General features: G+C 45.7%; 17 protein-coding genes. 9 read left to right on the top strand and 8 right to left on the bottom strand.

Going from position 1 to position 24,862, the window contains the following annotated elements; all coding sequences use genetic code 11:
- Positions 1-12: 12 nt before the first annotated feature.
- The 8 genes from AC1DP6_RS24405 to AC1DP6_RS24370 all read right to left on the bottom strand — a co-directional run bounded on the left by AC1DP6_RS24405 (position 13) and on the right by AC1DP6_RS24370 (position 14,184).
- A complete protein-coding gene (locus tag AC1DP6_RS24405) occupies positions 13-348 on the bottom strand; it encodes a YciI family protein (RefSeq protein ID WP_441574497.1) in 336 nt (111 codons plus the stop codon).
- Positions 349-414: 66 nt separating this feature from the next.
- The gene (locus AC1DP6_RS24400) at positions 415-879 is read right to left on the bottom strand and encodes a carboxymuconolactone decarboxylase family protein (RefSeq protein ID WP_477057178.1); all 465 of its coding nucleotides are present in this window, start codon (positions 877-879) and stop codon (positions 415-417) included.
- A 202-nt stretch (positions 880-1,081) separates the two neighbouring features.
- The gene (locus tag AC1DP6_RS24395) at positions 1,082-2,788 is read right to left on the bottom strand and encodes a hypothetical protein (RefSeq protein ID WP_477057177.1); all 1,707 of its coding nucleotides are present in this window, start codon (positions 2,786-2,788) and stop codon (positions 1,082-1,084) included.
- A gap of 11 nt (positions 2,789-2,799) precedes the next feature.
- On the bottom strand, positions 2,800-4,062 hold the full coding sequence (locus tag AC1DP6_RS24390; RefSeq protein ID WP_477057176.1) for an MFS transporter: 1,263 nt from the start codon (positions 4,060-4,062) through the stop codon (positions 2,800-2,802).
- A gap of 5 nt (positions 4,063-4,067) precedes the next feature.
- Positions 4,068-5,117: a glycoside hydrolase family 130 protein gene (locus AC1DP6_RS24385; protein ID WP_477057175.1), complete on the bottom strand. Its 1,050-nt coding sequence runs from the start codon at positions 5,115-5,117 to the stop codon at positions 4,068-4,070.
- Positions 5,118-5,238: 121 nt separating this feature from the next.
- Entirely contained in the window at positions 5,239-6,738 is a 1,500-nt protein-coding gene (locus AC1DP6_RS24380) for a RagB/SusD family nutrient uptake outer membrane protein (protein WP_477057174.1), read from the bottom strand.
- A gap of 28 nt (positions 6,739-6,766) precedes the next feature.
- Positions 6,767-9,844: a SusC/RagA family TonB-linked outer membrane protein gene (locus AC1DP6_RS24375; RefSeq protein WP_477057173.1), complete on the bottom strand. Its 3,078-nt coding sequence runs from the start codon at positions 9,842-9,844 to the stop codon at positions 6,767-6,769.
- Positions 9,845-10,119: 275 nt separating this feature from the next.
- Positions 10,120-14,184 (bottom strand): hybrid sensor histidine kinase/response regulator transcription factor, encoded by a 4,065-nt coding sequence (locus AC1DP6_RS24370; RefSeq protein ID WP_477057172.1) that lies wholly within the window; start codon positions 14,182-14,184, stop codon positions 10,120-10,122.
- A 239-nt stretch (positions 14,185-14,423) separates the two neighbouring features.
- Here AC1DP6_RS24370 and AC1DP6_RS24365 point away from each other — a divergent pair, with 239 nt between their 5' ends.
- The 9 genes from AC1DP6_RS24365 (at position 14,424) to AC1DP6_RS24325 (ending at position 24,851) form a co-directional block, all read left to right on the top strand.
- Positions 14,424-15,068, top strand: a complete 645-nt coding sequence (locus AC1DP6_RS24365) for an NADPH-dependent F420 reductase (RefSeq protein ID WP_477057171.1) — start codon at positions 14,424-14,426, stop codon at positions 15,066-15,068.
- Between the two features lie 41 nt (positions 15,069-15,109).
- On the top strand, positions 15,110-15,718 hold the full coding sequence (locus AC1DP6_RS24360) for a hypothetical protein (RefSeq protein WP_477057170.1): 609 nt from the start codon (positions 15,110-15,112) through the stop codon (positions 15,716-15,718).
- Between the two features lie 5 nt (positions 15,719-15,723).
- Positions 15,724-16,629, top strand: a complete 906-nt coding sequence (locus tag AC1DP6_RS24355) for an ADP-ribosylglycohydrolase family protein (RefSeq protein WP_477057169.1) — start codon at positions 15,724-15,726, stop codon at positions 16,627-16,629.
- Between the two features lie 93 nt (positions 16,630-16,722).
- The gene (locus AC1DP6_RS24350; RefSeq protein WP_477057168.1) at positions 16,723-17,946 is read left to right on the top strand and encodes an acyltransferase family protein; all 1,224 of its coding nucleotides are present in this window, start codon (positions 16,723-16,725) and stop codon (positions 17,944-17,946) included.
- Positions 17,947-17,971: 25 nt separating this feature from the next.
- Positions 17,972-18,997, top strand: coding sequence for a sensor histidine kinase (locus AC1DP6_RS24345; RefSeq protein WP_477057167.1), 1,026 nt, complete (start codon positions 17,972-17,974; stop codon positions 18,995-18,997).
- Positions 18,997-19,707 (top strand): LytR/AlgR family response regulator transcription factor, encoded by a 711-nt coding sequence (locus tag AC1DP6_RS24340; RefSeq protein WP_477057166.1) that lies wholly within the window; start codon positions 18,997-18,999, stop codon positions 19,705-19,707. The genes AC1DP6_RS24345 and AC1DP6_RS24340 overlap by 1 nt, the downstream gene beginning before the upstream one ends.
- Before the next feature lie 10 nt (positions 19,708-19,717).
- Positions 19,718-20,479 (top strand): DUF72 domain-containing protein, encoded by a 762-nt coding sequence (locus AC1DP6_RS24335; RefSeq protein WP_477057165.1) that lies wholly within the window; start codon positions 19,718-19,720, stop codon positions 20,477-20,479.
- Between the two features lie 295 nt (positions 20,480-20,774).
- The gene (locus AC1DP6_RS24330) at positions 20,775-21,107 is read left to right on the top strand and encodes a hypothetical protein (protein WP_477057164.1); all 333 of its coding nucleotides are present in this window, start codon (positions 20,775-20,777) and stop codon (positions 21,105-21,107) included.
- Positions 21,108-21,401: 294 nt separating this feature from the next.
- A complete protein-coding gene (locus tag AC1DP6_RS24325) occupies positions 21,402-24,851 on the top strand; it encodes a SusC/RagA family TonB-linked outer membrane protein (protein WP_477057163.1) in 3,450 nt (1,149 codons plus the stop codon).
- The last annotated feature ends 11 nt before the right edge of the window (positions 24,852-24,862 follow it).

Here is a 24,862-nt window from a genome sequence, read left to right as displayed (position 1 = left end):
GATATTGATAAATTATAAGATAGCCCTGATTTCAACGCTGCCGTTGGCATCCAGCGCAGGACAGCCATGAGCCAGGGTGGTGGCTTCTTCTATGCTGTCTGCTTTCACAATGAGAAAACTACCCAGGCGTTCCCTGATTTCAACAAAGGGACCATCGGTAATTACACCGCCTGCTTTTAATACTTTACCTGTGGTATCCAGCCGGCGGCCGGGAGCAACTACTTTTCCCTGTGCAGCGATACCACCTGCCCAGTCTCCCCATTTCTTGGAAAGGGCCTGCATTTCTTCTGGTGTAGCATTGCTGTAATCATAACTAGGTTGACGAAATATTAACATGAACTCTTTCATGGTGTATTATATTTTGATAGATAAATGAATGTACGAATTTGATAGATATGACAAAATTATCAGGCACTAATTTGCTTTCGCAGTAAACATGCCAGGCTTGTAACCGCCTGCTACAGGCAGAAATGCAGCGTTCAAGCGATTATAACTGTTGATGGCAAGAGTGGCCATGGTAAGGTCTATCAGCTCTTCTTCAGAAAATACCTCCCGGCTGGCAGCATATACATCATCCGGTACCTGTGCTTTGGTAACAGCTTCTACCCAGGCAAAAGCGGCACGTTCCCGTTCCGTATAAACCGGAGCATCGCGCCATGCATTCAGCATGTAAAGACGCTGCTCTGTTTCCCCGATGGCACGAAGATCTTTGGAATGCATATCCAGGCAATAAGCACAGCCGTTGATCTGTGATACCCGGAAATAAATCAGGTGCAAAAGTGGTTGCTCAATAATAGATTTTGCCAGATAGGCTCCAATACCATTTAATGCTTTGAATGCGCCCTGACCTTTTTCGTAATAGTTAATTCTCTGTTCCATGATGTGTTTATTTTATTGTTGAATATTTGTGTTTATACTTCAATAAGGACTGACTTAAATCAAATTGGACATCTCTGGAAAAAAAAATTAAAAAAAGGCAGAAAGCCGAAAGGGAAAAGCAAAAAGCTATTGTAATGGAGAACATAATATATATGTTTATCTCCCATACAATAGCTTTTTGCTTTTCCCTTTCGGCTTTTCGCTAATAACTCACCACTACCTCATTCACCAGCAGCCGGTTACCCACTTTACTCACTTTTCCGCCCGCAGGTGTAAACACAAGCACGGCCGGACTGCGACCCGGCATTACCAGGTCGTATTGTTGCTTCACCTGTCGCGCTATAAAACGCCTGCTAACAGTATCATAAATATCTACCGGTACATCTCCTACATTTACCTTCACTGTTTTTTCTTCCGTATAGGGGTTATAATAGAGATAGGAAGGATAAGCACTATCTCTGAAAAAATCAGTAGCCAGTAAATTCAGTTGCAATATGCCGGGCACACTGGTGGTGCGGATGATGCTGCCAAAAATCCCCACATGTCCGCTGCCATATACGCTGAACTGTGATACATCGGGATTTCCTTTTGCCCATTGTGGTCCATCTCCTTGTGCTACGGGAGCCTTCAGGTGGGCGTATTCGGGGTAAGAAGAGGTATGGATAATGCCTTCATAGCCAATCACGCCTTTGGTAATGGCTGCTTTTTCAGGAATGGTTTCATGATCATCGGGCATATACTGCGTATAGAAAAACCTGGCTGCATTGGCTGCATTCAGCATCCATTTGCCAATAGCCGCCGCATAGGAGGGATCATAGCGTACCAATGGCACCAGCGGCCAGGCCGCATCATAGGTGTTCATCAGGAAGCCGTAACCCCCTCTGTCGGTGGTGCTGCCCACAATGCCGGATATGTCAATACCGTTCCAGTTGCCAGCCAGTACGCCCCAGCCAAGACGGCATGCGGGGTCGCCATTAAAACTCCATTCCAGGAATTTTTGTACGTTGAATTGTTTGCCTTGCTCGGCATTCAGTCTTGCTGCCATATAAGCCCCGAAAGGCATCAGCACTTCATAGTTGGTATTATGTGGTTGTTTTTCCAGTGTTTGCAGTGCCTGTACCGCATGTTGCAGGTATCGGGGATCGCCGAACTTCCGGTAGGCAGCATATAATACATAAGCATGGCCAGCCGCAGCATCCTGCTGTTTGCAGATCCAGTTATCTTTTGGCTGCAGTTGTGCATAATCAAAAAACGAATGATCATAATTGCCATTCAGCACAGAGTCTGCTGCACAGAACTTTTCAGCGATGCGATGTGCCAGCGTATCAAAACCTGTTGTGGCCGGATAGTGATCATAGATGCCATAAAAGAGTACATTAGGATATACGTCATACCACCAGTCGCGCCCATAGCCTCCGCCCAACTGTGCTACCTCCGGACAGGTATTATTCATCATAATATCCCATCCTGTTTCCCGGTTAAAATAGTTTTTTAACATGGCCACATAGTTAAGGCCCTGTTGCTGACTTTTATCTACGCCGACCAGGGTAGCTCCCAAAGTAGCTCCCATGGTGGCCAGTGCTTCGTGAAAGATCCCTTTGTTGTGTGCAGGTCCCTGCCGCTGATCATCCATCGCCGTATATAATCCTACTACCGGTTGATCAAAATTATGACGGCTGCTATCCCACCATACCAGCGGCCAGTGAGGTCCTGGCGTGTTAAAGTTGTAGGCCGTACTATCAAATTGCCGGGCCAGGGCATACCAGTCTATGATTTGTAACGGCTGCGGCACATCTGCCATGGAATCCAGGCGAGCCAGGTGTTGCTGCACCACCGGCTGTGGCGCCGGCGTTTTGCAGGCCATCCATACCAGGCAGAGTGCTATCCCCGTTGTTGTCAATTTTACCATGCTTATACAATTTATATCACTACGGATGTTTTTTCTTTAGTTTCTTTAATCAGTGTTTTTCCTTCTTTAATAATACTTTTCCCCACCACAATGGAAAGGAGTTGCAGCACCGCAATAATGATGATGGCATAACGCAACGCCACTTCGTTAGAAAAATAATACGCCAGGAAAATAAAGGTGCCCGCACCCAGGAAACGGCCGGCATACAGTCCTACTTCATGATTCAGAATATAAGCGTATTCATTGCGTTTTTCTTTTTTAGAGAGAATATCAATTACACTAAACTGAATAGGGAAATAAGCCATGTCGAGCAATGGTTTTGCCAGCAACAGGAACAGCATAAAGATGACTACTCCCGTGGCATTGTAGAAAGTGCCATTGAAAATAGCCGCCAGCGCAAAACATACCAGGCCGCCCGCAAAAATAGACAACCGGTGTTCCGGCTTGGCCGCCCTGCCAATAATATACATCAGCACCGCAGCAATGATGGCACCTACCGATTGCGCGGTGCCTAATGCGCCTTCTTTTCCCAGCAATAACATAATCAGCATGGCAGGAGCTGTAACAAGATACCCCTGTGCTAATCCTTTCAGTGAAGCCAGCATCAACAGCTTCCGCCAGTAAGGATGAAAGCGCAGGTAGATAAATGTTTTCTGATCCGGATTACGGAAATGCCCGCGGAAACAAACCACGGAAGCAAAAATAGTAATCACAAAAACCAGCCCGGTGATGATGCGATAGGCATTGTTCACATTCATTTCACCACCGGATTCTATAAACCAGCCAATACAAATCGGTATAACAACGGCAATGATGGTGTAAAAAAATGTTTCCAGGCCATAGTAATAGTTACGGTTTTCATCATTGGTGATGGATAATGCGAGGTAGTCGCGGTTGGCCCAGTAGAAGCCGAAAGACATGCCCATAATAATCCCTGCAATACCAATGCCGGTGAGGTCCAGCGTTTTCAACGACATCATCACGATCATGGATACACCACTCAGCAACATGCCGGCGGAATACAATGTTTTAATACTAAACCGGCTCAACAAAAAGCCGTTGATCAAAAAGGTAAGCGGTATGCCCGTGTAAATTGTCAGTTGATAGATCACGACTTTCGTAGGGTCGTTAGAGTTACGCATCACATACGCCGCCACAAAAATGTCGATCACCGGTAATACCAGTGCATAAATCATATTGGTGAGCACGAGTATGCGAAAATCATGGGGCTGCCGGTTGAAATGTTTTATTTCTGCAGAAAGCTTGCTGAACATAAGTTTTACCGTTTTAAGGATGAAAGTATTTCCCCGATGGAAAACCGGGCAGCGCACACCACTTCATCAGCCGCGCCGTAATAGATCGTGAGTTCATTACCTCTTACAATATGCCCGTTAGTGAAAACCACATGTCCGAAAAAGCCGGTAAGCTCATAAGGTGCTTCGGGAATCATAATAGGGTCATCGCTACGCGCCAGCACTTTGGATGGGTCCTGCAAATCCAGCAGCAGCGCGCCTAATCCGTATTGGTGCTTTTCATTGGCGCCATGATAAATTTCCAGCCACCCTTCTGTTGTTTTAATAGGTGCGGCGCCTGCGCCCACCCGTACGCTGTCCCAGTACCCCGGCCGCGTTTTAATGAGGCACTGATGTTTACCCCAATGCACCCCATCAGGCGATTGTGCCAGCCAGATGTAGTTGCCGCCCAAATCTACGCTGCTGGGCCGGTGCAGGGCATAGTAGCTGCCATTTATTTTTTCATCAAAGAGTGCGCAATCTTTGTTATGCGGTGGGATGATCATGCTCTGGTCCGAAAAGGTTTTCCAGTTGCGGGTAGTACGCATGCCTACGCCTACGCCATTGGGCGATACGGCGGTGAAGGTGAGATAATAGAGGTCGGCTATTTTTGTTACGCGACAATCTTCTACACCAAATGTTTCCAGTGGACCTTCTCCATGCAGTTGCGGATAGCCTTCCGGTTCCTGGAAATGAATACCGTCGTCACTACAAAAAAGTCGTAGGTGCGACAGCGTAGTCAGGTAGTCATCACCTTTGTAACGCAGTACCCGCGGGTCGCTGGCATCCAGGTGTGGATCATTTTTTGAAATCTCCAGGATTTCAATACCGCCATTTTGCAGGATCGGGAAAGAAATGATATCGTGCTGTTGCTGTGGCCTTTCCGCTACGCGGATAATGAGCCATATTTTATTATCAAATTCGAAAACACCCGGGTTCAGCAAACAGGCCACTTCCAGGCCAGGTCGGCTCGGCCGCACATCTGCGGGCCTTAGCAATGGATTTTCGGTAAAACGGTTGGCAGTTACTAGTCTCATATTGAATGGCTTGATAATGTTACTGACTGTCCCATAAGATGCTTACTGCACCTTATGGGGCAACAGTCAGGTTTCCGTATATTCCTTTACAGGCAGGCATTTGATATCTGCCAGCAGGATGTTAATATCCTGTATTCTGCGGCAGCTTCAACAGATCTGCTTCGCGTTGAGGAATAGGTAACAGCTTATTTAATGGCTTCCAGCCGTTGCCGTAATCCTTATAGCCTTTCAGCGGATCTGCATCGGGCGCTTTGGCAAGTACGGTCTGTGCCAGGTTCCATCTTACCAGGTCATAGTAGCGATGACCTTCCATGGCCAGTTCCACCCGTCTTTCATGTTGAATGGCGGAAAGAAGCGCGTTTTTATTGGTAGCTGTTACAGGTGGCAGTGCAGTGGCAGGATTAACTGCGTACTTGCGTGCCCGTGCCCGGATCCTTTCGAGGTCGGTGCGAGCTTCGGGCAATRCGCCGAGATTAGCATGGCATTCTGCTTTCCAGAGTATGACGTCACCGAGACGGATGTATACAAAGTCAATACCACCATCATCTATGGGGTTGACATTACTCATAAACTTGCGCACATTAAAACCGGTAATTGGTGACCAGGCCGGATCATAATTGGTACCATCCACATATTTATCACCTGCCTGGAAAAGGGTGGCCGTCCTGCGTGGATCGCCGGTTTCAAAGGCATCCACGAGGTCTTTGGTAGGAATTTCAAAACCCCAGCCTTTACCCTGTGGCGCGAATACGGCATTCAGCACCGCTCCCTGCGAAGGCGTTTTGCCGGCATCATGACGCGCCGCAAAAATGATTTCACCTGCTTTCTCTCCAACGCCGTTGAAATTATCTTCAAATTTATCGAGCAACGCGTAGCTGCCTTTCTCTACTTCTGCTATCTGGTTCAAACAATCCTGCCAGCGCTGCCTGTACAGGTAAGTCTTTGCGAGCAGTGCATGTGCGGCACCCGTGGTAGCGCGCTGGTAATTATCTGCGTCATAACTGGCAGGCAGCATACTGATGGCCTGTGTCAGATCACTTTCTATCTGTTCATATACCTGTGCCGCTGGTGTACGCACGGTATTATCTATCAGCTTCTTTTCCGGTATCAGCAAAGGGATATCACCGAAATTCACTACCAGCCGGAAATAGTAGAATGCGCGAAGGAAATACACTTCGCCTTTCATACGTTTCAGTAACGCCGGGTCAAGACCAGGAACACCTGCGCCATCCTGTGCCAGCAGCGTATTGCACGCATCCACCCCTTTGTAGTTAAAGCGCCAGATTCCCAGCACATTATTGTTCTCCGGGAAAATGCCGAATGTTTGCATCCGGCGCATGTCTTCCTGGTCACCCAAACTACCGCCGCCTTTTACGGCATCATCACTCATCAGGTCACCTACTACCCAGTCACGTGGTATACTGCTGCCATCATCCCAGCCCCAGTCACCGCGGAAACGATTGGTAACAGGCAGATACGCCGCATCAGTAGCCATCACAAAATCATTGGCTTCTGTAAATACATTGCCTGCTGTTAGCTTTCCCTGTGGGAACTTTTCCAGTCGCTTGGAGCAACTCAACATGCTAACGGCAACAGCTATTATAACAACTAGTTTTTTCATGGTGTGTTGTTTTAAATAATTGGCATTCCTAGAAACCGAATTGTAAACCAAATGTATAGGTGCGTGAAGGCGGATAAGTACCCATATCTATGCCCACGGCCATATCGCCATAGTTGGCGAGGTTTTCATTGGTATATAGTTCCGGATCCATGCCACCGTATTTGGTAATGGTAAACAGGTTTTGTGCACTGACGTAGATGCGGGCATTGCTGAAGCCAACGCGTTGTAACAATGAAGGCGCCAATGTATAACCCAGCATCAGGTTTTTTAATCGCACATAACTGCCGTTTTCTACATATCTGTCGGAGGTGCGGCGGTTATTATTAGGATCGAGGAAAGTGGCCCTGGGCGTCTTGTTGCTCGTACCTTCACCATGCCAACGGTTAGTGTAGAAATCTTCTTTATTATTAAATCCGCGCCCGTCAAAACTGTTAATGATATTGTCTACTTCATTATAAATCTGGTTGCCCTGTACGCCGTTGAAGAACAGGGTAAGATCAAACTGTTTGTAGTTGACGCCTACATTCAGACTATATAATAATTTCGGATTGGGATTACCGATAATAGTACGATCTGCATCATCAATTTTTCCATCGTTGTTAACGTCTACAAAGCGGATATCACCGGGTTTGGCATTAGGCTGATACACTTCTCCCTTACTGTTTTTATATTGCGCTACGTCCTGGTCATTCTGGAACAATCCATTGGTTTTATAACCATAGAAAGAGCTGATAGGCTCGCCTTCCCGCAATATAACACGACCGGATCCTGCGGAGAAAATCTGCTCACGACCCTTGTAAAGAGATACTACCTTATTACGCAGCGTGGTAACGTTAGCGGTTATATTAAAAGAGAGATCTTTCTGAATGGATTGCCGGTAAGCAGCGGTAATTTCCAGTCCTTTATTACTCATTTTAGCGCCGTTTACATACGGTGGTGTAGCATCTCCGTTGGTATAGGAAGATGGCAGTTGTATGAGAATGTCGGAAGACTGCTTATTGAAATAATCTACACTGAGTGTCAATGCACCTTTCAGGAAACCCGCGTCTACACCAATGTTCGACTGGGTAGTGGTTTCCCATTTTACATCAGGGTTACCACGACTGATCACCTGTAAGATATTATTGGTGGTAGAGTAGATGGTTGCAAAAGGATAGAGGCCAATGTCCTGGTTACCCAGCTGTCCCCAGCCACCGCGGATTTTCAGATCATTGAGCCAGGTCACATCTTTCATGAAATTTTCATGGGCTACATTCCAGCCGGCAGAGAAAGAAGGGAAATAACCCCAGCGGTTGGAAGCACCAAAACGGGTAGACGCATCCGCCCGCATGTTGGCGTTCACCATGTATTTATTGTCGTACGCATAGGTAACCCTGCCGAAGTAAGACATCAGGCCCCATTCTTCCATAGTACCGCTATTGAACTGCTGACCGGAACCGTAATCGAGGTATTGTAAACTGGGAGAGCCATCCGCGCGGTTGTCGTAGCCGTTGCGGGAAGCAGCCAGGTAATCTACTTTAGAGGAAATATATTCTGAACCAAGAGTTACACCTACTGCATGTTTCTCATTAAACGTATGATTATAACTGAGCACATTGGTCCAGTTGTAGGTAGTATAACGGTTACGGTATTTATCGAGCCCCTTGTCTTTATCCTGCATCAGGGTACGATCACCGGGTATCTGTCCGCTGTATTGTTGTTGTTCCGCAATATAGAAATCAGTACCCAGATCGGTGCGTAGCTTAAAATCTTTCAGGAAGTGAGCTTCTGCGAACACATTACCCAAGATGCGATACTTGCTGGCAGTACGGGTACGGTAATCGGCAATGGCCAATGGATTTTTACCGTCACCATATAGCAACGCATTTTTATAGAGATTCGCAGGCGGGAGGTCGGTATAAAAACCGGTTTTATCATCGTAGAGCGGTAATGCATTGGGTCTGATGAGTGCATAGCGTACTACACCGGGTAAGCTACCGGGTCTGGCGCCATCGCCGGAGGCGCCTATTTCCTGGGTTCTGTCGTAAGTGATATTCATGTTCTCACCCACCTTTAACCAGCTTTTTACATCGCTGCTCACATTCGAGCGCAAACCATATCTCTTGAAATTGGAGTTCACAATAGTACCATCTTGGTTTACCACGTTGCCCGCCAGGTAGTAGCGTGTTTTATCAGAACCTCCTGAGAAGTTCAGGCTATAACGTTGGGTAAGCGCCTGACGGAATACGGCATCCAGCCAGTTGGTATTGGGCAATTTGGATGGATCGTCCTGGTTGCGGGCGGTAGCGCCATCGCTGGCAAAAGCTTCATTCTGCAGTTCTATAAACTGGCTGGTGCTGAGCATATTGGGCAAGCCGCTGGCTTTGGCCAAACCATAAGCGATGTCCAGCCCTATTTCATTTTTGCCCGCCTGCCCAGACTTGGTGGTCACCAGTATCACCCCATTGGCGCCACGGGAACCATAGATGGCGGCAGCGGCAGCATCTTTCAATACTTCAATGGAGGCGATATCGTTGGGCGAAATAGTGTTCAGTCCTGTAGTCATCGGTACACCATCTATGATATAGAGTGGGTTGCTGCTTTGGCTAAGCGAACCAATACCTCTTATACGTACCACTGCCTCCATTCCCGGCGCGCCGGTAGGAGAGGTGACAGATACACCGGCCGCCTGTCCCTGTAAAGCGGTGCTAAGATCTACAGCCTGTGTTTTAGCCAGACTTTTTCCATCTATAGAAGAGATGGCGCCTGTTACCTGGCTTCTGCGCTGTGTACCATAACCAATTACGATGACGTCTTTCAACGCTACCTCATCTCTTTGCAGTGCAATATTCAGTGCACCGCTGCCGGAATAGCGGATCGTTTTGGTGAGATAACCCATAAAGGAGAATTGCAGTGTGGGTGTTTCGCTGGCAGTAAGCGTAACGGTATAGCTGCCATCAACAGCGGAAACAGCACCATTCCGGGTGTTGGGCTGTATCACGGTAACGCCCGGGAGTGCGCCACCCTGTTCATCGCTTACACGGCCACTTACTTTAACCTGGGCATAGGTAGCCCCGCCAAGCAGCAGCAATAACACCGCTGACATTAGTTGTGTCCAGTTTTTCATTCGTAAGAATTTAATGGTTCCGTCCCCCTGGAGGAACCCGTTTTAAAAAAGTAATTAATGTTGGATTTGAATGGAACTACAGCAGTACATATCCCTGCTTCTTCATACGTGAATTCTTTTTGGATTGATTTGGATGGTCTAAAGATAGGTGGAAGCAGTATGAAGATGCTGTACTATAGTTACAAAGCACTGTACAATCGTAAAAATAAATGATTGGTATTTGTTGTAAATCAATGCGTTGAATTTTTACTTGTCTTGTGCTTATGCGTAGTGTGTTACACAGCGGTTTGTTGTTCCCGGTATTCATTTGGGGAACAGCGATACATCTTTTTAAATTCCCTGAAGAAGTACGACTGGTTATTGAAACCTGTTTTATAAAAGATTTCGGCTACCGTTAGCTGGGTTTTTACTAACAGCTGTGCCGCATGCTTTAACCGGATGTAACGGATAAACTCTGCCGGTGTCATATTGGAAATCGTTTTCAGTTTACGATACAACTGCATTTTGCTGAGGAGCAGATGCTTTTCCAATATTTCTGCATTGAGGCTTTCCTCATCTATACGTTCTTCTATTACGCGCACCAGTTCCTGCAGAAATTGTTTATCCTCATCTGCCATATCTGTTTCCTCCAGTTGTCCCAGTCCGTGATCTCTTCTGAAAATTTCGTGCAGGCGTTCGCGGTATTCCAGCAGTTTACGTACGCGTACCTGTAAATGTGAAGCATAAAAGGGTTTGGGCAGGTATGCATCTGCACCAGCTTCATAACCTTCCGTTTGCTGATCCATGGTGCCACGGGCAGATAAGATAATAAAAGGAATATGACAGGTGCTGGCCGCATTCTTTATTTTACTACAAAGCTCCAGGCCATTCATGTCTGGCATCATAATATCACTGATGATCAGATCGGGGAGGGTTTGCCGGATCAGCTCCAGCGCTTCGCTGCCATTATTGGCTTCATATATAATATACTGACCGGAAAGCTGATCTTTTAATAGTTGCCGGATGGCGTATTCATCTTCCACCAGCAGTATACTTTTTTTACCAGCTTCCTGCAGACTTTGAATGCGGGATAGCTTATTGGGATCAATGGCTGGTGCCCCGGATGAGGACAGGTTGGCGGTAATAGATTGCAACAGGTAGGAGGGAGCAGGATTAGCCGGTGCTTCCATGGTGCTGATACCTGCTTCTATCAGCGGCAGTTTCACATAAAAGGCGACCCCCTCATTTTCATTCACGGCGCGGATACTGCCATTCAGCAGCAGCACCATCTGCTGGGTAAAAGCCAGTCCGATGCCGGTACCGAACTTTTCCTGTGTATGGGCGCCGGTGGTAAAAAAACGGGTAAAGAGACTATCCAGCTGCGTTGCCGGAATATGTGCGCCTGAATTGTACACATAAATCTCCAGGCAATCCTTTTCCTGTTGGGCATTGAAAACGATGGACTGGTCCCGGCCGGTATACTTGAAGGCATTGCTCAGTAAATTAAACAGGATCTTTTCCAGTTTGTCTTTGTCCATTGCCGCCATTATAGCAGGTGCAATCGCCGTTTTGAAGTGAAGTGCTTTTTGCTGACACATCGGTTTGAATAGTGCCGCAATATTTTCCAGCAGCGCAGAAATATTCAGTGGAGAATAATAATTTTTCAGAAAACCAGCTTCTGCCCGGCGGAATTCGAGTAGCTGTTGTACAAGATAGGTAAGTCTGGATGCATGCTGATGCACCAACGCCTGATGATACGTATCACCGGGTTGTTCCCTGCTGCGTTCGGCTGCGCCTACAATCAGCGTAAGTGGTGTTTGTAGTTCATGGGCTATGTTGGTAAAAAAGCGGAGTTGTTCTTCGTGGACTTCTTCCTCTTTTTTACGCAGCAGATGTTCCATTTCCAACTGGTGTTTCATCTCCAGTTTATTTCTACGGTACAACCAGAAGGCAGTGCCAGCGCTGATCAGCAGTAATCCATATAATCCAAATGCTGGCCAGGTAAGCCAGAAATATTGTTGGATGGTGAGTGAAAGTAATACACTGGGAGGCGTCCATACGCCTTCGCCATTACTCCATTTTACTTTCAGCACATACCGGCCGGGAGGTACATTGCTGTAGGCAATTTTACCATTGCCACCAGTGTATTGCCAGCTTTTGTCGTAGCCTTCCAGGAACCAGGCATATTCACATTTTTCGGCATGCAAAAAACTGACAGCCTTGCCTTGCAGTTCAAAAAAGTTATCGCGCCTGGATAACGTATAGGCGGCAGGGTTATACTGCCCTGGCTTAAGCACCTGCAATCCGTTTTCGTTTGTTTTGCCGGCCAGCTGCAGCCCGGATATCAGCAGGTTCGGATACACCCGGCGCTCCTGGATATTACCCGGCACAAAATAATTGAAGCCATAGATGCCACCGAAGTAAAGTCTGCCGCCGGCATCTTTCCATACGGCCCCATCGCTGAATTCATTGCTTTGCAGTCCGTCTGCCTCCTGGAAATGTGATATCTCCGATGTCGCCGGATTGATACGTGCGAGTCCTTTGTTGGTACTTACCCAGATCAGGCCATCGTTATCCTGTGTGATGGCATGAATGGTATTATTCGGCAGCCCGTTGCCTGTATTATATCGGATAAATTCCGGGTGTACTTGTTTGATATCTGCTTCCGCAATACAGTTCAGTCCATAGCTGGTGCCTATCCACAGCCGTTGCCGCGTATCGCGGTAAAGTGCCAGCACATCATTGTGGGATAGTCCACCCTCATAGCTGAAGGCTTTAAAGGCCAGGAATTTCTTTTGTGCTTTGTTGAACAGGTTAAGCCCGCCATAGCGGCAGCCCACCCAGAGGGTATTGCCCGGGCCGGAGGCAAGGGAATAAATAATATCGTTGGCAGGTCCGCTGTCAGTACCGTTAAAGGTGTATTGTTCAAATCCGGTAACAACCATGTTCCGCTGCTGTCGTTGAATACGCAGGTGAACGAGGCCATAGCCGCTGGTACCCAGCCACAGTGAACCATCTGCATCCGGCTGAATGGCATATACAGACCCGAAAACAGGTAGCTGGCTGCTACCGATCACTTCTTGCCACCGTAAGAAGCGTTTATGCAATTGATCATATATAGACAAGCCTTTGCCATCGGTGCCAATATAGATCATGCTATCGGGTGCGTGGCAAAGGGCAAACACGGAATTATCATCCAGTTCTGCCGTAAACAGTTGTTGCGGTGTAATGGCAGGTTGCCTCGTAAAGCCCGGTAAACAGATAATACCGCTGCCTTTGGTGCCTACCCATAGATCGTTGCCATTATCACAAAAAGCACGGATAGGTTTATTGAAGACCGGACCACCAGTACTGCGGGTAACAGTGCCGAAGTATTTTGTCTGCGGATACACCTTGATGATACCATTGCCATCAGTGCCACACCACAATATCTGCTCACTGCTGGTTGCCCATGATATGATCTTCATGTCCTGCAACTGCCGCGTTACTTCAGGTAGCAGATGTGCCGGCTGGAATTGTGCATCGTATACACCAAAGCCTTGAGTCGTCCATGCCAGCAAATAATCGGCCCCATAGCGGGTCATCGCAGTCACCGCATGAGGGAGCAGTGCCCGCAGTTGCACCTGGTGTGTGCCGGGGGAGACGGTCATCAGCTCATGTGCGGTAGTCGTGAAAAAGATGCTGCCTTCCAGTGAAAACAATGCCTGTACGTTGGTGTAGCGCTGCAACAGCGGCCATTGTGCCTGCCAGTCGGCGTATATCTCCAGGCTACCGTCGCCACGAAGCACCCACAGGTGATTGGCGGCATCAAAAACGGCTTTGCTGATCCGGTTATTGCCAGCAGGCAATGGACATACCACAAACGAGTCTGCCCGGGCATTATACCGGGTCAGCCCCTCCTGACGGCTCAGGCAATACAACTGTCCTGCGGTATCGGCGATCAATCTGTATTCCTGCTCGCTGATACGACTGCGCTGTTGCCGGCTGTAAAAATAATTATAGAACTTACCGCTTTGCTTATCATAACGGGATACTCCTTCAATGGTGCTGAGCCAGATCCGCCGGTCTCCATCTTCTATTACCTGCAGTACTACATTGTTACCGATACTGTGTAATGGATTATCCTTACTATAGTTGAACACATGAAAGGCCGTACCATCGTACATGTTGAGCCCATCCCAGGTGGCGGCCCATAATAACTTATCTGAATCAAGAAACAGGGAGTTGACTGCACTATTAGAAAGTCCGTTACGGTTGTCAAGTTGTTGTGTATAGTAAGACGCGGTGTCCCCTGCAAAAACAGCTGGCACACCCGTGAAAATATAGATCAGCAAGGAACAGATCAGGGACAATCGCTTCATAACGTGCTGGTTTACGATGGCATTTCCGCTGCCATTACGAAAGGTACTGAATTTCTGCTTGTGGCAGGAGTACGGCTTTCCGGCAGATAGTGTAAACTTAACTCGTATGGGTATTGATTATCGGCACTAATTTGTATCTTCCTTGTACAATCATCTTTTTATCATAGACCGGATTTTTTCAGCACCTCAGCAATAAGACCATTAACCATTGCAATCATTCTCTCAAAAAAAATAACACCATGAAAATAGGTATTATTGGTTCCAGCAACGTAGGGCAAGCGCTGGGAACCGCTTTCTTAACAGAGGGTTACGAAGTCATGTTGGGTAGCCGGACTCCGGAAAAAGAAGAAGTACAGCAATGGAAAAGCAAAAATGCAAATGGACAAACAGGCACCTTGGATACTACCGCACAATTTGGGGAACTACTGATATTAGCTGTCGCCGGCGGCGCTGCTGTATCAGCAGTAGAACAGGCGGGAGTAACGCACTTCGCGGGCAAAATAGTGATAGATACCACTAACCCCATTGCCAGCGCACCTCCGGAAGATGGTGTGTTGAAATTTTTCACAGACCAGAATGAATCCCTGTTGGAAAAAATTCAACAGCGGATCCCGGATGCCAGTGTGGTAAAAGCTTTTAACAGCGTGGGAAGCCCGCTGATGTACAAGCCACAGTTTTCGGGTGGTACGCCTACCATGTTTATTTGCGGCAACGATGCTGCCGCTAAGAAAACCGTGACGGATATCTTAACAGCTTTTGGCTGGGAAACGGAAGACATGGGCGTGGCAGCAGCTGCACGTGCGATTGAGCCACTGTGTATCTTGTGGTGTATACCAGGGTTGGCGCATAACGACTGGAACCACGCGTTTAAGTTGTTGAAGTAGTAAGGAAAGGGTAACGTATATTTGGCGTCAAATATCCGCCTATGACCACTATTAGTCAACGCCCTAATACAGCAGATTATATCAATCAACTTGATTTTGATTATATAGAAACCTATTCTTTGCAGCGGGGAACCGCGTATGAAGCAGTGGCTAAAGAGCTGACTGAGGAGTATATGCGACTAAACGAGCGGAAACAGAAAAGAGATGATTTGTCTTTGGAGGAAGAAGTCAGGCTCACTGAACTAACTCCATTAGTAGCATATACGCAAAGCCTGATCGACAAACGAGGCACCTTTCATGCTTCCAGCACAAAGACCCATACTTTCCAGCGGGATGCTCCACAGGTAGATTGGCTAAAGCAGATTTTAAACACCACGGTCACGGACATACCCCGTATGTTATGTGGACCGGACTATCGAGATGCTATAGTCTTTTATCGTGCGGACGGCACTATTGTGTCCTGCCTGAATATTTGTCTTAGCTGTGCGCATATGGAAACAACCCCCGACCACTATCTCAACGGCGATTATGAAACCTATGATTTGCTGAAGAAATTTTTCATTGAGATGGGACATGACGTAGAAGATCCGCATCGTTTCATGATGGATGAGATCAAAAAAATAAAGGCAAAGCAACATAAACCCCGCTGAGTTATATGCCCGCCAACAACCCACTTTTATCCGCAAAGAAATCTCTGTTAGGCTTGTCCATCGGAGATGCTTTTGGTGAAACATTTTTTGGTAAAGAAGATATCATTGCCGACCGGATCCGTAATAAGGAGTTACAGACCGGCGAATGGCTTTTTACAGATGATACTGTGATGGGGATTGGGGTGTATAACATCCTGGCTGAGTATGGAGAAATAAAGCAGGACCAACTTGCCAAAGCATTTGCAGCTAATTATTTGCTGGATGACTACCGCGGTTATGGCGGTACTGCACATGCCATACTAAAAGACATAGCTGCCGGTAAACACTGGCAGGAAGTCAGCAGCAGTGTTTTTGATGGTATGGGTTCTATGGGCAATGGTGCCGCTATGCGCTCCGGTCCTATCGGTGCGTACTTTGATGCCAACGTGGAGAAGTTGATAGAGCAGGCTTCGTTGGCTGCGGCGGTAACCCACTTTCATTCCGAAGCAGTGGCAGGCGCAGTGGCAGTAGCATTGGCCGCCAGTATTTGCGCAGAGACAGGGCCTTTACCCGCTGAACAGTTTTTTAAATTTATCGTGCAACATACGCCGGAAAGCGATGTGAAGTATAAAATTAAAAAAGCTGCTACGCTGCCGCTGAGTTATGATATCAGAACCATTGTGTCTGTTTTAGGCAATGGCATGCAGCTTACCGCCCAGGATACCGTTCCTTTTGCCCTGTGGTGTGCGGCTCATCACACCGGTGATGTGGAAGCCGCCTTGTGGAAAGCTGTGAGCGGTTTGGGCGACAGAGATACGATTGCTGCCATAGTAGGGAGTATTGTGGTGCTATCTGCCGGTGAACATACTATTCCAACACAATGGATGGTGCAAACAGAACGATTTGACAGCAGTCCCTTTTTCAAAGGATAAGGAACCGTCTTTTCACCACCGGAATATGCCCTGATATCAAATATCTTTTACCATACCCCCTGCTACGGATAGGTTTGTATAAAAATATATTTTATGCAACCACAATCACCTCCCAGGCAGGCTTATCTGGATTGGCTACGCATTCTGGCCATCCTTTGTGTATTGTTTTTTCATTCAGCTATGCCTTATGTAGCCGAATGGTCCTGGCACATAAAAAATAAGGAAACCAGCAATATGCTGCTGGAGTTCAATGATTTTACCCACCGTTTCCGTATGCCCCTGCTGTTCTTTATTTCCGGTACCGTAAGTTATTATATGCTGCAGCGCAGAACAGGCGGCGGCTTCGTCGGCCTCCGCTTCAGACGGCTGTTTATTCCCCTGCTCCTGGGAATATTGGTGATAGTACCTCCCCAGGTATATATGGAACGGCTGACGCAGGGCTTTAAAGGCAATTTCTGGGACTTTTATACGAATATGTTTACTACGGGTGCCTATCCCAAAGGAAACCTGAGCTGGCATCACCTGTGGTTTATATGCTATCTCCTGTTGTATGATATCGTTTTTGCGCCGCTGTTTGTATGGCTTATTTCTGCTAAAGGGAAAGCCTTCCTGCGGAAAGCAGATTGGATAGCGAGGGGTGAATTTATTTACCTGCTGCTGATACCGGGTGTGCTGGTTTATACTTTTATGGTATTGAAGTTTCCTGAAACCAATACCCTGGTAAATGACTATGCCTTTTTGTTGTATTGGTTGTTTTACGTACTTGCCGGTTTTATCTGTATTGCCAACCCGGTATTTATGGATAGCCTGCAGCGAAACCGCCGCACCTCGCTGACTATTGCCTTTACAACCACCCTGCTCATCAATTACCTGCGCTGGAATAAGCTGGAGCCCTGGCTCGTATTTACAGATTTTAAACATGCTCCGGGCACCTATTTATTCCTGGCCGTATCCGCTGTTGGCGCCTGGATGTGGGTATTCGCCATTGTGGGATATGGTAAAAAATATCTCAACAGGAAAAGCCCGGTGTTGCCTTACCTGAATGAGGCAGTATATCCTTTTTATATTTTGCATCAAACGGTGATTGTAATACTCACGTACTACCTGGTGCAAACTCCCGATGAAGTTGGATTGAAATATTTTTTCACTGTCATCGTTACTTTTGTTCTTTCTATGGGTATCTTTCATTTGTTTATCCGGCCATTTGGAGTGATGCGTTTCCTGTTTGGTATGAGGTCTCGTCAGTGGGTAGGAAAGAAGGCTCGGGAAAAAGAGGAAATGCCGGTGGCATTACCTGTTGAATCTGCAACCGCATAATTAATTGTAACTTCCGGTAATTATTATGAAAGTATTCTGGAAATATATTTTCCCCGCTATTTACGGCATGCTGGTATATTATACCATTCGCCTGCTGGCAGATAGTTCCTCCGGTATGCGATTCTGGTATCGGCCGCTGTTGTTAAATACAATAGAAGTAGTTTGTAGTATCATCATGGGCTACTTTTTCATGTGGGCATTTAATCAGTTGTTCCGGCATTTTGATGAAAAAAGAGCCACCGACTTGTCCTATAAAAGAATAGCGCAGGAACTATTATATGTTTTTGTGGTAAACCTGGTGGTACAGAATGCCACGATGCTTCCGATGGCGGCCTTTACAGATGATGGTCTGCAATGGATGGATGTGGCAGATATCAATGTAATCCCTTTGTTATATTCCCTGATATACTATGGCGTGCGGCGTAGTAACATCTTCCTGCAGGCATATGTGCAAAACAGGTTACAACTGGAAAAAATAGCCAATGACCAGTTGCAAACGGAACTGAAATTTTTAAGGGCACAATACCATCCGCATTTTCTGTTTAATGCTTTAAATACCATTTATTTTCAGATGGATGAAGATGTAACGGCGGCAAAGAAAACAGTGGAAAGCTTTTCTGAACTGCTGCGGTATCAGTTATATGACCAGCAACAAACCGTAAGCATCTTGCAGGAAATACAATATCTGCAAAACTTTATTGACCTGCAGAAAATAAGGTCTTCTGCAAAACTGCAGCTCTGCGTGTGTTTTGATAAAGAACTGCACGAAGAAAAGGTGTATCCGCTGCTATTTTTACCGCTGGTAGAAAATGCGTTTAAATATGTAGGTGGCAGCTTTCATATTCGTATGCAAATGACAAAACAAGCCAATGAAGTCTGTTTTTTGGTGGAGAATTCAATACCTGATCATATTCCTTTTACGCAGAAAGGCGGTATTGGATTAGATAACCTGAAAAGAAGACTGGAATTATTATATCCCGGCATGCACGCATTAACGATGCAGAAAAAAGAGGATAGTTATTTAGCTGAGTTAAAACTGACATTAAACTGATGGATCACGTTACCATAAAATGCGTTATCACCGATGATGAACCACTTGCTGGAAAAGGGTTACAGGGATATGCTTCCAAAATTGGTTTCTTACAGGTTGTGGCCGTATGTGAAGATGCTATTGAGCTGAATACCGTGCTGAAGGAACAACAGGTGGACCTGTTGTTCCTGGATATTGAGATGCCTTATATGACAGGCATCGAATTTCTTAAAAGTTATCCTAATCCCCCCAAGGTGATCTTCACCACTGCTTATGAGCAATATGCTATACAGGGCTTTGAACTGGATGTACTGGATTACCTGGTAAAGCCCGTTTCTTTTGAACGATTTTTAAAGGCGGCAAATAAAGCCTATGATTATTTTTCTGCTCAGCAAACCGGTGATCAGCAATATATTTTTATTAAGTCAGATACCAAACTGGAAAAGGTATTATTCAACGACATCCTGTTTGCCGAAGCCCTGGGCAACTATGTAGCCTTTTATACGGCAGACAAAAAAATAGTAACCCATGCTACATTGAAGGCCGTACAGGAAAAGCTGCACCCGCGGCAGTTTTTGCAGCCACATAAATCCTACCTGGTTAACATCAATCATATCAGTGCCATTGAAGGGAATATACTACATGTTGGTAAATATGAAGTACCCATCAGCAAATATCAGAAGGAAGAGGTACTGGAAAGAATAGTCAATAATAAGTTACTTAAGAAGTAAATAGCTATCGATGAAGAAGGGAACCTATTACACAGGCACCAGCGGATTATTGTTGCCCTATAAAAATCAGCAATTTTACCCTGCTGCGTTTCAGGGTAAAAGCAGATTGTCCGTTTATGGCGCATTGTTTAATAGCATAGAAATCAACAGCACGTTTTATAAGCTGCCTATGCAAAGCACTATTCAGAAATGGGCAGATAGCGTACCAGCACATTTTAAATTTACTTTTAAGCTATGGAGAGAAATAACCCACCAAAAAGAACTGCATGTTAATGCGGAAGATGTCAGGAAGTTTATGGACATCATTGCAGTTGCCGGATCAAAGAAAGGCTGTTTACTAATACAGTTCCCACCAGGATTGCGTTACAACCAAATCTCCCATGTTAAAAAAATACTGGCCACCATCATCAACGCAGATCCACACCGGGAATGGAAGCTGGCAGTAGAATTCCGGCATGCTTCCTGGTACCGGGAAGAAACCCACCGGCTGTTAAGCAGTTGTGAAGCGGGGATGGTGATTCATGATAAAACAAATTCAGCATCGCCTTTGGAAGAGATGGAACTTCCATTTGTATATGTAAGATTTCATGGTCCCGCCGGTGATTATAAAGGTAGTTATGACGATGGCTTTCTCTACGAATATGCCGGGTACATCAGGGAATGGCTGGCGGCCCGAAAAGAAGTGTATGTCTATTTTAATAATACAATTGGAGCTGCCTTAAACGATCTGGAGTTACTAAAGTCTTATGTGGAGAATGCCCCTCATAAGTAGTAAGTACTCCTTCCATATTACTGATGAGGGAATATTTAACGGAACTTTTTTTTATCTCAAAAGTTACTTAACTTCACATTCCCTTTAATTGATTGTTTTGTTACAGAATTGAATGTTACTCAAAATAACTATCCATGAATGAACTTTATTATTTTTCAATCAAACATATATTTTCTATGTAAAGTAATATCTGTAGCATCTTTGCACAGATGTATAAGGACAATTCCTTAGGCTTTGCTATGTCTTATAAAGAAGCTTTTATTGCTAATTTTTCTTCACCTCAAATCACCATTTTATGGGAATCATTGCATTTTATGAAGGCAACAACGCCACCCAGAACATTGTTCAAACCGTGGAAGACAATCCAGGGCAGGATTTTAAACCAGTAAAGAATGATGAGATCAGGTCAGCCAAACTCTATGGCGTACGCCCCGGCGCAGAGATCCGGGTGTATGACTCCCCCGATGGAGGTACTAATGATGATTTTTGCATCGTTAACGTAAAGCGGGTGTCTCCCGAGTATATTGTGGGTTCGTTTGAACGGACTTATGAGGATGAATTCGTGAGGGTAACTTTCATCCGGAATAATGGCCTGGATGGAAAGATATCCCGTATCAGGATTAATTAAATGTTGCCGGAAGCCGTGTAGACTGTGAGGTTTATACGGCTTTTTCTATAATAAATGATTTGCCTATTACCTTGGAATTTATCCTGTCCCACTTTCTTTGAGATTTTTTTTCCTCCCAGTCACCCTTTTTCATTTCTCGCCTGTCGTATGAACAGTAATTTCATTTGCAACCAAATGTAATAAGACAAAATCGGCTAAAATCAGACAGTGGGCCCACTGTTACAACGAAAGACTAAACCTGACCCGCTCCTGACCACCAGGTAGGGGATTAATTAATTTTATAACAGTATGAATATGGACTTTTACAGAGCGTTCCGTATAGGGAACCTGTGCGTGTCAACCAAATCATTTGTCGGGCCAGTCTTCATGATCAAACAGTTATCACTGGTCATCGTCACTGGTCTTATATTAGTTGTAACGGGCGCCGGAGATGCCACAGCGCAGCAAAATCCGGTAAAGGGAGTATCAGCATCCAGGGCCAGCGATTCGTCCATCATCGTTTCCGGCAAAGTAGCGGACGAAAAAGGAAACGCATTACCCGGCGTAGTGGTGAGAGCGGCAAACAGTAAAAAGGCAGCCGTGACCGGTAACCTGGGCGAATTCAGCATTGCGGCCACTCCAGACGATAAACTGGCTTTTACTTTTTTAGGCTATGCTGCTGTTGTGAAAAATGTTAATGGCAGCAAACACCTGGATATAATCATGAAGCAGGGGGCAAAAGGCTTGAATGAAGTCATTGTAACCGGTTTCCAGGAAATTGATAAAAGAAAATTTGCGGGTGCTTCTACCCGGCTGAAAGCAGAGGATATCCGGATGGATGGAACCACAGATATCAGCCGTGCCCTGGAAGGAAAAGCAGCCGGGGTAAGTATACAAAGTGTATCCGCCACTTTTGGATCTGCACCCAAGGTACGTATCAGGGGTGTTACTTCCCTTACCGGCGAGAACAAACCTTTATGGGTAGTGGATGGTATTGCATTGGAAGATGTAATTGATGTCTCTAATGATCAGTTGTCCAGTGGAGATCCATCTACGTTACTCGCATCCTCTGTTGCCGGACTGAATATGAATGATGTGGAAGATATTTATATCCTGAAAGATGCGGCGGCTACTTCTTTGTATGGAGCCAGGGCTATGAACGGTGTGGTGGTTATCAATACAAAGAAAGGCCGTTCCGGAAAAATGACCACTAACTATACAGGCAATTTCAGCACACAATTAAGACCCAGCTATAACAACTTCAATATCATGAACTCGGCAGAACAGATGTCTGTTGATGCAGAGATAGCCAGGAAAGGGCTGATGAATCTTTCTGATATTGGCAACCGTGCCGACAAGGGCGTATATGGTAAAATGTATGACGAGCTACAAACTTATGATCCTGCCACGGGGAAGTTCCTGCTGGAGAATACACAGGAAGGCAGAAAAGCGTTTTTACAACGTTACGCACTCGCGAATACCAACTGGTTTAATATCTTATTCCGCAACTCGCTGATACAGGAACATACGATCAGTCTTTCCGGCGGTTCAGAAAAAATGCAGTCTTATTTTTCTGCCGGATTTTATAATGACAACGGCTGGACAGTGGCAGATAAAGTCAAACGTTTCACCTTTAACTCCCAGAATAATTATACTTTTTCCGATAAATTATCTGCCGGACTAATTGCTACCGGATCTGTCAGACAACAGGAAGCTCCCGGTACAGTATCACGCAGCACTGACGCTTTTTATGGGAAAATGAGCAGGGACTTTGACATTAACCCATATAACTACGCATTAAATACCAGCCGCGCATTGACGGCTTATGATGAGAATGGTGACCTGGAGTATTTTACAAGGAACTATGCGCCATTTAATATTCTCAATGAGCTGCAGAATAACAAGTTAAAACTCTCCGTCATAGACCTCAAGTTACAGGGTAATCTATCTTACAAAATTACCAAACATCTCCGGTACGATTTCCTGGGAGCTATCAGGTATGCTAAAACCAGCCAGGAAGACCTGGTGAATGAAAGCTCCAATAAAGCACAGGCATACCGGGCAGCTACCAATTCTGTTATCGCCAATGCGAACCGCTTCCTTTATAAGGATCCGGATAATCCAAATGCCTTCCCACAGATTGTATTACCAGTAGGAGGCTTTTATAACAGGAACGAAAATTCCCTGACCAATTATAACTTCAGGAATAGCCTGAACTATACAGAAACATTTGGTAAACATGATCTGAATGTATTGGTAGGACAGGAAGTTAAATACGCTAACAGGCAAGATGCATTGAATACCGGTTATGGTTATCAATATGGTTATGGCGGTAGTGTAATTCCTTACTACCTCGCATTTAAACAAGCCAGTGAAGCCAATCTTCCCTATTTCGGTATGCAGCAAACATATGATCGTTACGCCGCCTTTTATGCCACTGCCGGATACACTTACAATAACCGCTATAACTTTACCGGAGCAGTACGTACAGATGGTTCCAATCGTATGGGAAAATCACCATCTGCCCGCTGGTTGCCTACCTGGAGTTTGAGTGGTGCCTGGAACCTGGATCAGGAAAATTTCCTGAAAGATGCAGGAAAATTAAACATGCTGAAGTTGCGGGCCAGTTACGGATTGACGGCAGATTTAGGCTCCGCTACCAATTCGGCCGCAGTACTGAAAGCGCAGAATACTTACCGTCAATATGCACGGGTAATCGAATCAGGTATTCAGATCATTGACCTGGAGAATGCGGATCTTACCTGGGAAAAGCAATACTCATTAAACGTTGGGGTAGATGTCGCACTTTTTAACAACAGGCTCACCACGAGCATTGATCTCTATAGAAAAAAAGGATTCGATCTCATTGCAGGGATCAAAACTTCCGGCATAGGCGGCCAGGACGTGAGAGTCGCCAATTATGCCAACCTGAGCTCACATGGAATAGAAGTAACCATCGGTGCCGATGTTATTCGTCGTACAGATATAGGATGGAAGACCAATGTGACTTTTGGTTACAACAAGAATAAAATTACCAACGCAAAAAATACCCCTATTATATTTGACCAGGTAAAACCAGAAGGAGGAAACAAAGATGGTTATCCTGTAAGCAGTCTTTTCTCACTTGACTACAAAGGACTGGAAAGTAATACAGGGATTCCGTTGTTTGTAAATGAAAAAGGAGAACTTTCCCGTAAAGTGAATTTACAGGATATAGAAACAAAATACCTGGTATACGAAGGGCCTGTTGATCCACCTGTTACCGGAGGTTTTTCCAATACATTCCGCTACAAGAATTTATCCCTGAATGTATTGCTTACCTACCAGGCAGGAAATAAAATAAGGCTCAATCCTGTATTTAAATCCAATTACTCCGACCTCGACGCATTTCCAAGGGAGTTCCTGGATCGTTGGTCATTGACGGGCGACCAAAAGGTAACCAATGTGCCTTCTATTCTTGACGCCCTCACCAATTACAGAATGACGGATGCATATCCTTACAATAACTACAACTATTCTTCCGCAAGGGTGGCAGACGGAGGATTTATACGGGTTAAATATATAGCACTCAGTTATGTATTACCTCCTCGTATGATTAAGAATATAGGGTTAAATAATCTGTCGCTGACAGCTTCGGCCAGCAATCTCTGGTTGTTGTATTCCGATAGTAAACTAAGAGGACAGGACCCCGAATTCTTTAACGCCGGAGGTGTTGCTCAACCACTGCAACGCCAGTTGGTGATGTCATTAAAAGTTGGTTTGTAAGGATATTTTAA

The organism is Chitinophaga sp. 01L420 (genome assembly GCF_056399985.1).
This window is presented reverse-complemented; position numbering and strand designations above follow the sequence as displayed.